Here is a 14,914-nt window from a genome sequence, read left to right on the forward strand (position 1 = left end):
ACGAAATCATGAATCAATCAACACAAACGTCATCACTGCCTCTTAAACCAATCCACCTTCCTGAAGAACCAGGAATGTGGCCGCTTCCTTGGGGTTATTGGGCTATCTTAGCCATCGCTATTATTTCAGTTTGCTTTTTGGTGTGGATGATTCGCCACCATAAAAAACGCTCTAGAGCTAAGGTGGCGGCGTCCAATCTCATTAGAACCAACACAAACTCGACTCCGTCATCAGCATTGGAAGTCGTTAGGCAAGCGGCACTCAGCTATTTCCCACGTGAAGACATCGCTAAGTTAACGGGCGAAAAATGGTTGTCTTTTTTGGATTCACAACTCGATCAACCTCGCTTTGCTAACAACCATCCGCAATGGCAACAAGTGCTATACACTTCTGGAGTCAACAACAAAGAAACGAACCAAGCGCTCGTCGAAGACTGTCTTTACTGGGTAGAGAAAGCACTCCCACCTAAACGAAAATACCGAAACTGGAAGCAGTCATGACTGGATTTACGTTTGAATGGTGGTGGATGTTTGCCGCACTCCCATTACCCATAATTGCCTATCGATTAATACCAACGCAACCCTCTTCAGTGAGAGTGACCTTACCACATATAGACTCGGCCTCGACCTCTGCAAATCGTCGAGACATAGTGGGAAAAGTGCTCGCGGTGATGACGTGGATTTGCTTGGTAACCGCCAGTGCGCGCCCAGTTTGGTATGACGAACCCATTACTGTCTATCCCAAACACCGCGATATGATGCTCGTGATCGATCTGTCCTACTCGATGGCACAAGAAGACATGTTGTTTGACGGAGAATATATCGATCGATTATCAACAGTGAAACACGTTGTATCGGACTTCATTCAGCAGCGAGAAGGCGACCGATTGGGCTTAGTCTACTTTGCCGATCACGCCTACCTTCAAACGCCACTCACATTCGATCACCAGGCGATTGAGACTCAACTCAACCAAACTGTGCTAAAACTTATCGGCACACAAACCGCTATAGGTGACGGTATTGGTCTTGCAACCAAAACCTTCATTGATGGCGATGCGCCCCAACGTGTCATGATTTTGCTCAGTGATGGCAGTAACAATGCTGGTGTTCTTGACCCAATGGAAGCGGCTGAAATTGCCCAAAAGAACAATACCATTATCTATACCGTCGGTATTGGTGCTGGTGAGATGCAAGTACGTGAGTTCTTTATGACTCGCACCGTTAACACTGCGGAGGATCTCGATGAAAGAGCTCTGATCGACATAGCAGAACTGACGGGCGGACAGTATTTTCGAGCAAGAAATGCCAAAGAGCTGAGCACCATTTACGATACGATCAACGCGCTACAACCGGTCCAGCAGGCAACTCAGTCATGGCGCCCAAAAACCGAATGGTTCTTTGTCCCTACATTTATCGCCTTACTGTTATTGGCTATGACTCTGATGATTAGGAGGAGCCATGTTTGATTTTGAGTTTCTATACCCACAAGCACTTTGGCTGCTATTGCCTATGGTCGCTATTTCTCTATGGCTTAAGAGTCGTCAAAAGTCTTCAAGTATTATTGCTGACCACCTCGCCAAAGCACTTGGCTCCGATACAAAAAAGAACAACCTCTTTTGGTGGTTCACTCCCCTATGCCTTGCCTTAATCATCGCTTTGGCGGGACCAAGCTTCGGAAAGGCTGAAAAACCGGGCGCTCAATCGGCAAACTCAAGGGTTTTGGTCGTAGATATGTCTCAGTCGGTCTACGCCGAAGACATTAAGCCAAGTCGACTTGCTCAAATCCGCTATAAGGCGCTCGATATATTGTCTCTGTTTGAACAGGGCCAAACCGGGTTGGTGGCGTACGCTGGCGATGCATACACCCTTAGCCCTCTCACAACGGATGCGGCAACCTTAGCTAATGCCATTCAGTACCTCTCCCCTGAAATTATGCCTTTTCAGGGCGCGAGGGCAGATCTGGCCGTTGAACAGGCCGTTAAGCTGATGACGCAAGCGGGGACGACTAGGGGCAGTATCATTCTTTTCGCTGACGACCTGAGCTCTTCAGAATCAGAGGCCATAAGCAAGGTGCTTAACGGCACTGACTTCACTTTGTCCATTTTAGCTTTTGGTAGTCAAAGCGGAGCACCTATCCCGCTCAACGATGGATCGCTACTGACGGACAGCCAAGGCAGAACCGTGGTCGCAAAAACACCCCACGAACAGATGCAACAGCTTGCAAAATCATTGGGGGGCAATTTCGCCACTTATCAAACCGACAACTCGGATATCGAAAAATTGGTAGCAGCATCATCATTTGAAGGGATCTCCGAGTCTTTGGGGCAAACGCTCGATATCGCTATCAATCATGGCTATTGGTTATTACCTCTCGCATTACTTTTAGTGCTTCCACTGTTTCGTAAAGGAGTGATCTTTTCATTGATTGGTTTGATGATTGTGTCTGCTGGCTACCCTACTCCTGCGCAAGCTTCAGTGTTAGAGGGGGCATTCTTGAATAAAGACCAGCGCGGGCTCGCCGAATACGAAGCGAATAACTTTGACCAAGCCGCAGCTCTGTTCCAAGATCCACGCTGGAAATCCGCTGCCTACTATCACGCTGGTGACTATCAAAGTGCCTTAAATGCACTCGAAGGGCTTGAAACTGTGGATGACTTATATAACCGAGGAAATGCCTTAGCACAGCTGAAGGAGTTAGATCAGGCTATCGACGCCTATGAAAAAGTTCTTGCGGCCGATCCCGAGCATTCTGACGCAAAATACAACCTAGAACTCCTGAAACAGCAACAGCAACAGCAACAGCAACAGCAACAGCAACAGCAACAGCAACAGCAACAGCAACAGCAACAGCAACAAAAGCCTGAAGGTGATGCAGAGCAGGAGCAAGGACAATCTCAACACAGCTCCGAACAACAAGACAGTTCAGGGCAACAAGACACTGCCGACTCAAGTCAGTCTCAGCAAAGCCAACAAGATCAATCTCAAGACAATGGAGATGGTTCAGAAACACCTCAACCTTCAAGCCCGAGTGAGACTGAACATCAAACTCCATCAACCCAAGAGAGCGAGCAAGAAAAAAATAGCGAACCTCAAAGTGATGCGCAATCCGTAACCGGCGAAGCAGAGCATGATTCTAATGAGGCGCCGCAAAGCGACTCAGAGGTCATTTCCCAGGCGCAACAGCAAGAAGCAAACTCTGACCTTCGTAAACTAGAGCAAGTGGAAAGCGCTCGCGATCCTAGTTACTTGCTCAAAGCGCAAATGCTATTGCAAGCGAAAGAGAAAGAGACTCCGTCATCAACGGGTAAGAACTGGTAAACAAAATGAAATCAAGATTATCTTTCATTAGACCATTAATCGTCATCTTAACGATTCTAACAAGCTATAACGCGCTTGCGCTCAATGTCTCCGCGAGCGTGACCAAAACGAATGTCAGTAAAGACGAAGTTATTCAGTTAAAGGTCATGGCGGACGAAAAGCTCGATGGTAGTAAAGTAAATTTCGACGTATTGAGTGACGACTTCTTCATGGGGAGACCAAACTTCAGCTCTTCCGTCAACATTCTCAATGGTACCAGAACGGATAGCAGTATCTGGACTATCGCTATTGCGCCACAGCGACTCGGGAAAATCGTCATACCAAGTTTCGATGTTGATGGTGTCAAGACCTCTCCGATCACGCTGAATGTCACTATGGATGAACAGACGCCTACGACCGACGATCTCATTGAAGTTCGTACACAACTCAGCAAATCTGAGCTTTATCCGAAAGAGAGCACCATTCTTGATACCCGTATCATAGTAAAGGTCGACCCAAGGTTGTTACAAAACCCATCGCTAAGTGATCCCATCGCAACAGGACTGAACATTGAGCCTATCGCTGAACCGAAGCAATACCAAGCAGTGATGGATGGTGTTGAGGTGTTAATCGTTGACCAAAGCTACCGCGTCACCGCGAAAGAGAGCGGCGATTTTACCATCACGGCTCCAACTCTGCGTGGTGGTGTGTTATATGGAAACAACCGCAATGGCAGCACCAAGATCTTAAGCCTTGATGGTAAAGCGCCTCAAGTTTCGATTAGCGTGTTGCCGATTCCTGAAGACTACAACGGTATTTGGTTACCTACGGCCTCGCTGACCGCTGAGCAATCCTGGACACTAGATAATGGAGAGGAGTTAACGTCTAAGTCCGTTACTCTTCAAACAGGCGATGCACTGACTCGCACCATTTCGGTAACCGCACAAGGGGTATCTCAAGAGCAAATGCCCGCTCTCACCATCACCAATCCGCGTGCATTTCGAGTGTACCCAGAAAAGCCAAGCTTTATCACCAACACTGACGGCTCCGTTACCATGACAATGAAGCAGGTGTTAATCGCCAAATCGGTCGATAAAGTCACACTACCTGCGCTTGATATCCAATGGTGGAACACAAAAGAGAAGAAAGCCGATACAACGACGCTAGCTGGCCTTGAGGTCGACATCGAGCAAGGAGAAGGCTCTGTTCCGACACTTCCTTCAACCAGTGCTGTTGTGCCCCCTACTCCTCAAACGATCACAGATGCTGGCATCTGGCCAGCACTGACGGCGTTGTTCGCGGCGCTTTGGCTAGCATTTGTTTTTCTTTGGTATAGAGAACGGAGTCGCGCTCCCAAGACAGCATCTAAAGACGCTTTTTCTACAGGGAAGAACCGCAATACGGCAGAGAAAGACCAGTTTATTCAAACAATAAAATCCGGCGACCCAATTTGGGCTCAATCTTGCTTTGAGCATTGGCGAAAGCAAGAGCGCCTTCCAGAAGACTTCGTTACTTTTGCTCAAAGTGAATTGAACAAGATGAGCGAGAGCGCGCTTGGTCAATCCAGCGGTGCTTGGGACAATAAACAGTTAATTGAACGGACTGAAAAGCTAAAACTAGCAGGTGAAGAGGCTGACGCCTTGGCAAGACTCTAAATTGCTGAAACAGAAAAGGCGCTCTATTGGAGCGCCTTTTTTAATCATCAACCTGAGCGATTATAGGTAGAAACGAGTACCAATGATGAACTGGTGATCTTTCGCTTTCATGTACTTGCCTTCACCTTGGTTATCGTAGTTGTAACCTGTGTATGCACGTAGGCGTGGTGAGATTGTGTATTCTGCTTGGATAGACGTACCAGATTTAACACGCTCATTACGCTCATCGTCATTCATCTCTTCGTGCTTAAGGATTAGGTTTAGACCGAAATCTAGACCGTAAGCAAGGATAGAGTCGAATGCTTTAGTGCTATTGATAAGCTTGCTATCAAAAGAGTTCATGTGCTTGTTGTCTGCGTAAGTTGCAGCAACGTATAGACCAGAACCGAAGTTACCGTACTTAGCAGATACTAGCGCAGATTCAGCCGTCTTCTGCTTGTTACCGTCCTTCTTGTCGATTAGGTTACCAGAGTTAAACGCAGCGTTTACGTTAAAGCCAGCGATGTTGTAACCAGCAGCAACTTGTGCGCGGTTTTGAGTCGTTAACCACTCTTGACCTGCAGAGTCTTTTTGCTCGTTGTAACCTTGCCAGCCACCACCGATGTATAGTGAACCTGCATCTTCAAAATCAATTGTGTTTGAGTATGCTGCCATTTTTTCAGCACGTGCAGTACCGAAGAAACCGTGGTTGTCGTATAGGAACTCGTTTGACCAACCGATTGGAGTATCAACTACACCCGCAGCCATGTAGTAAGGAGACCACTGTGTACCAGCAGCTAGACGACCGTATGTGTCGTGACCAAGGCCGATGTAGCCCAGACGAGTCTTGAACGAGTTTTCGCCACCTTCTAGCATGTTTAGTTGCCATTCACCTTTGAAATCAGCCTTGAAGCCGTTGCCTAGGTCTTGGATAACTTCTAGGTTGATACGTGGAGACTTTTCTTCAACAGCTGCATCTTTGTTCTTGCCGTTTGCACTTGTTAGACCAACAGTTACGTGACCGCCGATGTTCATCTGCGTGCCTTCTTTGTTGTATAGCTCTAGTGCGTTAGCTTGAGTACCGATTGCTGCAGCTGTAACTGCTACTGCTAGTAGTGTTTTGTTCATAATGACTTCCATATGACGGTTTCATACTTAAGCGCTTCTTTCTATCCATTAGAGCGAGAAGCAAAACTCAAGTAATAGGGTGTTAATCGCACTACCTGAATGCCTGTACTAACAGAACACTCACTACAAGTGCATGAAAAACATGTGTTTGCGATATGGAATTACTTTAAACGGGAAGTTCCGCGATGTGACGTTAAATGAAATTAAGAATTACAAAGCTCGAGAGTAGGCACGCTTAATGCTTTTATTTCAATAAGATAACCCACAGACCTTTAAGAAAAACAGAGCAAACCTCACCTTTTGTAAGATATTTTTACCTTTTGTACATTTTTTCTACAAATACCACAAAAGGCAGCCATTCACCCCACCAATAAACTCAGGTTTCAGACATAAAAAAACCCGCTCATAAGAGCGGGTTTCTCAATCAAAAGACTAACTGTTTCTATTATAGGAAGAAACGTACGCCAGCTGCGTATTGGTTGTCTTTAGCTTCTTTGTAGTCGCCAGTACCTTGTAGGTCGAACTGGTAAGCTACGAAAGCACGTACGCGTGGGTGAATGTCGTACTCAGCTTGGATTGCAGAAGTCGCGTAAACTGTGTCGCTCTTCTTCTCATCGTTAACTGCTTCGTAGTTAACGCTTAGGTTTAGGCTGTTAGATAGACCGTAAGCAACGATTGCTTCGTATGCACGAGTCTCTTCTAGAGGCATATCGTTGCCAGCAACAGAACCACCGTTCATGTAGTCGTTCATTGCTACAACACCAGCAACGAATAGACCGTTACCGTATTGGCCGTACTTAGCAGAAACTGCGTGAGACTGAGCTTTCTCAGTTGCACCAGAAACTGTGATGTCACCACCAGTGTAAGCGTAGTTTACGTTGAAACCAGCAATGTCGTAACCTAGAGCGATTTGACCACGATCGTCAGTCATACCAACTTTGTTACCTGCAGCATTCTCGATGTCTGCAGAACCTTGCCAACCTAGACCAAGGTTAAGTGCACCAGCATTACCAAACTCAAAACCTTTAGTGTAAGCAACTAGGCTGTCTGCACGACCAGTACCTAGAGCACCGTGGTTGTCGTATAGGAAGTCGTTCGCGAATGCGATTGGCATATCAGCGATACCAGCTGCTGCGTAGTATGGAGACCACTGTGTACCAGCTGCTAGACGACCGTAATCATCGTGAGAAACACCGATGTAACCTAGACGAGTAGTGAATGAGTTGTCACCACCGTTTAGCATGTTTAGCGCCCACTCACCTTTAACGTCAGCTGTGAAGCCGTTGCCTAGGTCTTGAGTAGCTTCCATGTTGATACGTGGAGATTTTTCGTCAACAGCGAAGTGATCTGCGTCGCCACCTGCAACACCAACAGTCGCGTGACCGCCGATAGAGAAAGTAGAACCGTCTTTGTTGTATAGTTCAACTGCTTGTGCAGAAGTACCGAATGCTGCAGCTGCCACTGCTAGTGCGATAAATTTTTTGTTCATTGGGATTTCCATATTTCAAGTTTTTGTGTCATCGAAATCAATGACATCACGTTCACTAAGCGGTTACGCACACAGACATAACACCTATGCATGCAACCCACTGGTGTGTAACGCTGGATTAACATGACGAGAGCCACTCTAACCTCAAAGTTCCCAAAGACTTCATAAAAAGACGTAAAACATTAAAAACAGTGTTTTCTATTTCAATACACCAAATAAATTCAAGCACATAGAAAATATATAAATTTCATAAACAGTTCTAAAAAACCATTTATATTGAGTGAAATTGAGATCTTTTGGGTTTTTTATGGTGCTTTTTACCGATTTATCGTTCAAAAAACAGCCAGTACGCAGTTCGTTACTCGTTGTTTTTTCTATCAATTGGAAATGCAGTCTATGGAGGTGCAGTGAAGTTTTTCGATGAAACCATTGCGGTTACTGAGTTGCACCGTCAGTTATATGAGTTACAGTTCTGCCAATGAGTTGAGCAATATATGAGCATTAGATCACAAAATTACAGTTTAGACGGAACTTTACACCAAACGGAGAGGAAACATTCAGAACCCGACCTATCCTTCAATTAGATCATTCGTTAGTGGTATACGAGCGATCTCGCAGTGGAAACATTGCAGTGGTTAAAATAATTAAAGGATAAAATTATGAAAATGGCAGCCATCGCTACGGCGATTACAACAGCACTCGTCTCTGGTTCAGCACTCGCAGCAGAGGTATACAATTCAGACGGTACTTCTTTAAGCGTAGGTGGTCGAGCGGAATTCCGTGGTGACTTCCAGGGTACTGCAGATGGTAACGAGCTGGGCGGTACAATGGACAACAAATCTCGCTTCCGTCTAAACCTCGGTGGTGAAACTCAGATAACAAACGATCTAAAAGGCATCGCTTTCTACGAAGCCGAACAGACGGTAAATAATAGCGGCTCTAATGACCAAAACCCTAGCTTCAAACAACGTTACATGTATGCAGGTCTTGTTACTGGCGGCAATACAGTTAGCTTTGGTAAGCAAGATGCTGCAACCGTTCAGATCTCACAAATGTCTGATACGATTTCTACACACAGTGGTATCCAAAAAACATATATCGAAGCGGGTGATGAGCAAATTAACAATGCTCTAAACTACGCTGGCTACTTCATGGATGCACTCTCTGTGAAAGCAAGTTTGTTAGCCTCAAACGAGGCGAATGAAGATGGTTACGCACTCTCTGCAATCTATAATACACCGATTGGTTTAGGTATTGGTCTTGGTTATGCCGCGAATGATAACGCAGGTACAAAACAAGACGGTAAGCAGTTCCTTGGTGGTCTAAACTACCGCTTAGATGGCCTATACCTTGGTTTAACATACACTCAAGGCGAAGGCTCTAAGAAAGCAGCAGGCAACAACGACTTCAACAGTATTGAATTCGTTGGTCAATATAGATTCCAAAACAACTTTGAAGTTGTTGTTGGCTATCAAAAAGGTGAAATTGACCCAGAGGGTGGTTCTAAGTACAGCGTGAGTGACTATGCTGAGTTGACGGGTATTTACTACTTCAACAGTGCAATTCGCGCGTATGCCACTTATAAGTTCAACAACCTTAAAGCTGACGACGGTCAAACAACTAACGTCAATGGCGACCCACAAGATGCTGACAACTCACTACGTCTAGGTCTACGTTACGACTTCTAACGTACCAACCGAGTCTATATATAAAGGGCGAACACATTCGCCCTTTTTTACTTTCCGAAACACTTATATACACTCAGATTTTGAAAATATTCAATTAAATCAGAATGTAATATAACTCACATTTATCTGTCATATTTTAATCATACCTTATTCGCATCCCAAGGAAGATGTGATGTCGCTTCAATGCATCACGTTATTCAATACTTATAAAGGTAATTAAAATGAAAAAGGCAGTTCTAGCGAGTGCAGTATTTGCAGCAATGGTATCCGGTTCAGCGATGGCAGCTGAGGTGTATAGCAAAGACGGTACAACACTAAAGATCGGTGGTCGCGCAGAGTTCCGTGGTGATTTCCAAGGTAAAGCTTCAGGCGATGAGCTTGATGGCACAATGGACAACAAATCTCGCTTTCGTCTAAACGTAGGTGGCGAAACTCAAATCTCTGACAACCTCACTGGTTTTGGTTTCTACGAAGCAGAGCAATCAGTAGGTAATGCAGCGGGAAATGACCCAGAAACTAGCTTAAAACAACGTTACATGTACGCTGGTATTGGCACACAATTCGGTGACTTCTCTTTCGGTAAACAAGACACTGCTAACGTTCAAGTTTCAAAAATGACGGATATTGGTACTCACACCAATACAAACAAAGACTTTATCGACGCTGGTGATGAGCAAGTAAACAACGCGATTGTTTACACTGGCAACTTCATGGATGCGCTAACAGTTCAAGCGGATGTTGTAGCGTCTGATGCGAAAGACAACAACTCATACGGCATCTCAGGTATCTATGAGCTACCAATCGGCCTGGGCATCGGTCTTGGTTACTCTGCGGGTGATCTTGGCGAAAACGCGGGTAAATCTAATCAGTTCATTGGTGGTCTAAGCTATGCAATGGGTCCTTTCTACATCGCAGGTTCATACACGCAAGGTGACCTAGACGATAAAGCAACAGGTACTGATGGAAAAGAGTTCACTGGTACAGAGATCGCAGGTCACTATAAGTTTGATGGCGGATTCCGTATCATTGCTGCATACGCGAAGTCTGAAGAAAAAGCTGAAAACGGCGACAAGACAAACACTAACGATTTCATCGAACTGACAGGCCGTTACGACTTCAACAAGAGCATTCGCGCTTACGCTACGTACAAGTTCAACAACTTGAAAGCAGATAGCTCAACTCTAGCTGAAGACGCAGACAACTCACTACGTCTGGGTCTACGTTACAACTTCTAAGAATTTACCCATTCTTTAGCTAAGAAAATGACCAAAGCGTAATCTTTGGTCATTTTTTATTTACCAGCCCTATATCATTCCCCAAAAGCACCCCAACCTCACCCGCCAATCACCTAATAAATTAAAATTAACACCAATCAACCCTCCCGCATAACACGTTGAAAACATGGTAAAATCTATATTTTTCTTTTCATTAAACTGAAATATTACCTTCACAATCCCCCCTTACCTTAGCCATCGACTTTGAGGCATGAACCTCATTTATGATAACTAAGGTGTTTACACAATGAAGAAAGCAGTATTAGCGAGTGCAGTAGTATCAGCGTTGATGTCAGGTATCGTTGGCGCAGCAGAAGTTTACAGCAATGATGGTACATCTCTAGATGTTGGCGGTCGTATGGAGTTTCGTGGTGACTTTGGCGGGGCAGATGACGGTACTAAGATTGACGGCACAATGAAAAACAAGAGCCGTGCACGTCTAAGCATCCAAGGTAAGACTCAAATTAGCGACAACCTAACTGGTTTCGGTAAGTATGAAGCAGAACACGGCGTTCCAGATTCAGCAGGTAAAGACAATAAGTCTGATTTCAAACAGCGTTATATGTTCGCAGGTCTAGGCACTCAATATGGTGCTGTGTCATTCGGTAAGCAAGATACGGCCGGCGTTATCATTTCTCAAATGTCTGACAATGGTCAAATCTACACAGGTATTCAAAAAGAGTTCATCAACGCGGGTAACGAGCAAGTTAACAACACTGTGAAGTACTCTGCTGAGTTCATGGATGCCCTAACTATCGAAGCATCGGCAATCCTAGCTTCTGGCAAAAACGAAAATGGTGCAGGTATCGCAGCGAAATACCAAATGCCGTTTGGTCTGTCTGTCGGTCTTGGCTATGCACAGAATGGTAATGGTCAAACAAACGGTATCGACGAAGGTAACGCAAAACAAACAATTGCAGGCTTAGGCTATAACATTGGCGGGCTAGAACTTGGCGCTACCTATACTCAAGGTAAGCTAGATGACAAGAAAGGTACTGACTTTAAAGGTGCTGAGCTTTCAGCAGCTTACAAAATCACAGGCGGCTTCTCGGTTCTTGCGGCTTACCAGAACACAGAAAAAGACTCTGTTGATGCAAACAGCGGCAAAGAAAAAACCAATTTCTATGAGCTGACTGGTCAATACAAGTTCAATAGCAACCTACGCACTTACCTTGCATTTAAGCTGAACAACCTTAAGAAAGGCGAATCAAGTAAACTTACTGCGGTAGATGCTGAAGATTCAATGCGTCTAGGTGTTCGCTACGATTTCTAATCGCTTGTAAACAGAGCTATTCAACCACTGCCAACTTGTTAAGTAGCTTCGTATTTAAAGGCTGAGTCATTGACTCAGCCTTCCCCATCTTAGTGCAATTGCACCACTTCTACCGAAACTTACCTTACCACTTAATCTTCCAAATTTAATATTAACTCTAAATATCAATAACTTAGCTTCAATGTAACTTTTGGCACGAGTACTGCTTTAGTAGTAGGGACAAATGCTGGCAGCATTTGCACTTATCGGTCTCGGTGTCTGTTGAGTTGTTTTTTTAGAGGGAGAAGATAACACAGTAGATGCTATCTAGGCAGAAGAGGCTTAATAAGTGGTCACTATTTTGCCTCCCCTTATGCTAATACGGGGGAGGTTTTTTTTGTGCCGTTTTTATCGGATTAGGCGAACAACCAGCGCACCCGGATCTCTCAAACTATCAACGTTATAGCTCAGAACCGTACCTGCATGCGGGGCATGATAGCTATCTATCTGCATACCAAACGCGTCAAACTGTTTCGCGAGCAACTCCCCTTCTTCAACAGACTGCAGCAAGCTTACTTCTGGGATGACAAATCCACCTTGGCGAGCTCTCACCGTGGTAATGCTCTGCCCTTCCAGCTGACATGGTTCAACCACTTTGACTGCTCCATCGAGCATTTCATTATTGATGAGAATTTGCTGAACACCGGTTACCGTGCGTTCAATCAACTCTGGCTGGGTTATTTTGCCCATCCCGACCTCAATAGTGATGCTTGGAATGCCCGAGCTGTTCCATACCGTCTCTAGTACGCCAGCATCACCGGGATCATTCAAGATCACATCGGGCTCAATGAGACGAGCCATCGCAAGGGCTTTGTCCAATCGAAAATCTGCAAACACATACAGCGGATACGTTGAACCTCGAGTTTGCGTGTGCAAATCCACAGCAAAATCAGCATTAGGCTTGAGTAAATGATTCCAAAGGCGATAAAGATAACGGTTTGCCGCATCGCCCTCTTCGTTACCAGGGAAGAAGCGGTTCAAGTTTGCTGGTGATGCGTCTGGATCCGATGAGTTGAAATCGCGACTGTGATTCAAAATACCAGGAATGTTAACCGATGGAACGATCGTCACTACGCCTGCATTCACTTTATTCTCAAGCGTTCGCGCGAGTTTATGAGCTGTCAATATGCCGTTAAGCTCATCGCCATGAACACCCGCCGTAATCATGACTTTAGGGCCCGGCTTTTCGGCTTTGATTGCTATCACTGGCAATTGAATATTCACGCCCATCGCGTTCGTTGAAGCTTGGAACCAAAATCGGTGAACGCCCGCAGCGAGTGAATCGACGTCAAGAGCAGTAATCGTAGAGTACTCTGATTGAAGTTGTTGTTGAGTCATTGAATTGCCTATAAAAATAAAGCGGGACTATGCCCGCTTTTAGTATCAATCAAGTTTGTATTGTGTCCGATGTTACGCAAACCCTGCGAGGTGCGCGCCAATGACCACAAAACTTGCCAAAACGAATAGCAGCAGTATAAAGCGCCAGCAGAATTTTGCCCAGTCACCCCAATCGATACGGCAGACACCGAGTGTCGCCATAAGCGACGCTGAGGTTGGTACGATTACGTTAGTGAAGCCATCACCTAATTGGAACGCTAAAACCGCTACTTGGCGCGTTACGCCTGCGATGTCAGCAAGTGGCGCAAGCAACGGCATCGTCAAGGCTGCCTGACCAGATCCAGAGGTCACAAAGAAGTTAAAAATTGATTGGAAAGCGAACATTAGCCACGCAGCAGCGACATCAGGAAGACCACTGATCATGCCACCAGCGCTGTTTAGAATTGAATTCAATACGCTCGATTCATCCGTTGTACCACCACCGAGAATCAGCAAGACACCCTTAGCACAACCAACCAATAAAGCAGGCGCTAGCATGATAGAAGCACCTTCTTTAAATGCATCAGCCATGTCGTTTAGCGTCATACCATTTAGACGGAAAATCACACCAATAAGCCCCGCAACAAAGCCCATAGTGAAGAACTGAGACGCGATTTCTGGAATGTACCACGCGTGAGCCACTACACCCCAGACTACCCAGATAGTCGTTACAACGACAGTGAGCAGAACTAAAGTGTCACCTAGGTTCCAACGAGATTCCTGTACTGTGTCAGTTTGCTTTCTAAAGTAACCATCCGTACGGTGGCTGTAAGATAGCTGTGGATTCGCTTTAACGCGAGAGGCGTAAACCATGGTGAAAGCAATACCGATGATCGTAAACGCAGCCCACATCACCATGCGCATTGTCATACCTGATAGCACTGGGATGCCAGCGATACCTTGAGCGACGGCTACTGAGAATGGATTCATCCACGAAGTAGCAAAACCGATTTGAGTCGCTACGTAGGTGACCATTACCGTCGTAATGCCATCATAGCCAAGCCTAACCATTAATGGCGCAATGATAATGGCGAAAGCAACCGCTTCTTCACCCATACCAAATACCGCACCACCGAGCGAGAACAAACTGAACAAAACTGGAATAAACAGCGCTTCGCTGCCTTTAGTTTTGTCGATAAGTCTTAGGATACCGTTATCAATGGTACCAGTGCGCATTACAATGCCAAATGCACCACCGATAACCAGCATGAACATAATGACGCCAATCGCTGAGCCCCACTTAGAGCCAGAAACTAGGCCTTCAAACGCGAAGTTCATTAGACCAATGCCGCCACCTGATGCAAACAAACCTACTGACTTGTATACCAGATCGCCATTTTCATCGGTTGCATACTCAAAAGAGTGCGGATCGATTACCGTACGAGACTTCTCTGCACCATCCACCAAGTAGGTCACTTCTTGACTGTCGAAATGACCAGCTGGAATAAAATAGGTCAACAACGTTGCTAGGATGCCAACGATAAAGATCAGGATAAGAGTGTCCGGCATCTGCCAGGTTTTGGTTCCTGACGACGCGCTTGAATGCGCTTCAGTGTGAGTGTTCATAATTATGTCTTGGTTAAGCATAAAATTTGGCGTAAATATGCTTTAACCAGCATAAAAAATCAATAAGCAACTGACTAGCATTTGAACATATGGAGGATAAATTGATCTAAAGCAGCGAATATCAGTGTGTATTTCAACTTGATACCTCAG

Annotated in this window: 11 protein-coding genes; 7 read left to right on the forward strand and 4 right to left on the reverse strand. The window is 45.4% G+C overall.

Going from position 1 to position 14,914, the window contains the following annotated elements; translation table 11 throughout:
* The first annotated feature begins 8 nt into the window (after window positions 1-8).
* The 4 genes from J4N45_RS25410 to J4N45_RS25425 are packed head-to-tail and all read left to right on the forward strand — an operon-like array spanning window position 9 to window position 4,951.
* The gene (locus J4N45_RS25410; RefSeq protein WP_252015375.1) at window positions 9-500 is read left to right on the forward strand and encodes a DUF4381 domain-containing protein; all 492 of its coding nucleotides are present in this window, start codon (window positions 9-11) and stop codon (window positions 498-500) included.
* Window positions 497-1,465, forward strand: coding sequence for a VWA domain-containing protein (locus tag J4N45_RS25415; RefSeq protein ID WP_252015377.1), 969 nt, complete (start codon window positions 497-499; stop codon window positions 1,463-1,465). Before J4N45_RS25410 ends, J4N45_RS25415 begins: the two co-directional genes overlap by 4 nt.
* Window positions 1,458-3,317, forward strand: a complete 1,860-nt coding sequence (locus J4N45_RS25420; protein ID WP_252015379.1) for a VWA domain-containing protein — start codon at window positions 1,458-1,460, stop codon at window positions 3,315-3,317. The genes J4N45_RS25415 and J4N45_RS25420 overlap by 8 nt, the downstream gene beginning before the upstream one ends.
* Before the next feature lie 5 nt (window positions 3,318-3,322).
* Window positions 3,323-4,951 carry a BatD family protein gene (locus J4N45_RS25425; protein ID WP_252015380.1) on the forward strand — a complete coding sequence of 543 codons (1,629 nt, stop codon included), beginning with the start codon at window positions 3,323-3,325 and terminating at the stop codon, window positions 4,949-4,951.
* Between the two features lie 60 nt (window positions 4,952-5,011).
* On the opposite strand, the gene J4N45_RS25430 is transcribed toward J4N45_RS25425, so the two are convergent.
* On the reverse strand, window positions 5,012-6,058 hold the full coding sequence (locus tag J4N45_RS25430; RefSeq protein WP_252015382.1) for a porin: 1,047 nt from the start codon (window positions 6,056-6,058) through the stop codon (window positions 5,012-5,014).
* Window positions 6,059-6,503: 445 nt separating this feature from the next.
* Window positions 6,504-7,547: a porin gene (locus tag J4N45_RS25435; RefSeq protein WP_252015384.1), complete on the reverse strand. Its 1,044-nt coding sequence runs from the start codon at window positions 7,545-7,547 to the stop codon at window positions 6,504-6,506.
* Window positions 7,548-8,206: 659 nt separating this feature from the next.
* On the opposite strand from J4N45_RS25435, the gene J4N45_RS25440 reads away from it, so the two are divergent.
* From J4N45_RS25440 to J4N45_RS25450, 3 genes are all read left to right on the forward strand, one after another.
* Entirely contained in the window at window positions 8,207-9,235 is a 1,029-nt protein-coding gene (locus J4N45_RS25440; RefSeq protein ID WP_252015386.1) for a porin, read from the forward strand.
* A gap of 221 nt (window positions 9,236-9,456) precedes the next feature.
* A complete protein-coding gene (locus J4N45_RS25445; RefSeq protein ID WP_252015388.1) occupies window positions 9,457-10,470 on the forward strand; it encodes a porin in 1,014 nt (337 codons plus the stop codon).
* Window positions 10,471-10,756: 286 nt separating this feature from the next.
* On the forward strand, window positions 10,757-11,782 hold the full coding sequence (locus J4N45_RS25450) for a porin (RefSeq protein ID WP_252015389.1): 1,026 nt from the start codon (window positions 10,757-10,759) through the stop codon (window positions 11,780-11,782).
* A gap of 387 nt (window positions 11,783-12,169) precedes the next feature.
* Here J4N45_RS25450 and J4N45_RS25455 read toward each other — a convergent pair whose 3' ends face one another.
* Together J4N45_RS25455 and yfcC are read right to left on the reverse strand one after the other, a co-directional pair.
* Window positions 12,170-13,159 carry a succinylglutamate desuccinylase/aspartoacylase family protein gene (locus J4N45_RS25455; protein WP_252015391.1) on the reverse strand — a complete coding sequence of 330 codons (990 nt, stop codon included), beginning with the start codon at window positions 13,157-13,159 and terminating at the stop codon, window positions 12,170-12,172.
* A gap of 72 nt (window positions 13,160-13,231) precedes the next feature.
* Window positions 13,232-14,707 (reverse strand): putative basic amino acid antiporter YfcC, encoded by a 1,476-nt coding sequence (gene yfcC / locus J4N45_RS25460; protein WP_252017246.1) that lies wholly within the window; start codon window positions 14,705-14,707, stop codon window positions 13,232-13,234.
* Window positions 14,708-14,914 lie beyond the last annotated feature (207 nt).

It is taken from the genome of Vibrio sp. SCSIO 43140, assembly GCF_023716585.1.
Classification (GTDB): Bacteria; Pseudomonadota; Gammaproteobacteria; order Enterobacterales; family Vibrionaceae; genus Vibrio; species Vibrio maritimus_B.

Bases quoted from the DNA above. Each gene is read 5' to 3' on its own strand.
- J4N45_RS25410 (WP_252015375.1), top strand. From the start codon at position 9: ATGAATCAATCAACACAAACGTCATCACTGCCTCTTAAACCAATCCAC.
- J4N45_RS25415 (WP_252015377.1), top strand. From the start codon at position 497: ATGACTGGATTTACGTTTGAATGGTGGTGGATGTTTGCCGCACTCCCA.
- J4N45_RS25420 (WP_252015379.1), top strand. From the start codon at position 1,458: ATGTTTGATTTTGAGTTTCTATACCCACAAGCACTTTGGCTGCTATTG.
- J4N45_RS25425 (WP_252015380.1), top strand. From the start codon at position 3,323: ATGAAATCAAGATTATCTTTCATTAGACCATTAATCGTCATCTTAACG.
- J4N45_RS25430 (WP_252015382.1), bottom strand. From the start codon at position 6,058: ATGAACAAAACACTACTAGCAGTAGCAGTTACAGCTGCAGCAATCGGT.
- J4N45_RS25435 (WP_252015384.1), bottom strand. From the start codon at position 7,547: ATGAACAAAAAATTTATCGCACTAGCAGTGGCAGCTGCAGCATTCGGT.
- J4N45_RS25440 (WP_252015386.1), top strand. From the start codon at position 8,207: ATGAAAATGGCAGCCATCGCTACGGCGATTACAACAGCACTCGTCTCT.
- J4N45_RS25445 (WP_252015388.1), top strand. From the start codon at position 9,457: ATGAAAAAGGCAGTTCTAGCGAGTGCAGTATTTGCAGCAATGGTATCC.
- J4N45_RS25450 (WP_252015389.1), top strand. From the start codon at position 10,757: ATGAAGAAAGCAGTATTAGCGAGTGCAGTAGTATCAGCGTTGATGTCA.
- J4N45_RS25455 (WP_252015391.1), bottom strand. From the start codon at position 13,159: ATGACTCAACAACAACTTCAATCAGAGTACTCTACGATTACTGCTCTT.
- yfcC (WP_252017246.1), bottom strand. From the start codon at position 14,707: ATGCCGGACACTCTTATCCTGATCTTTATCGTTGGCATCCTAGCAACG.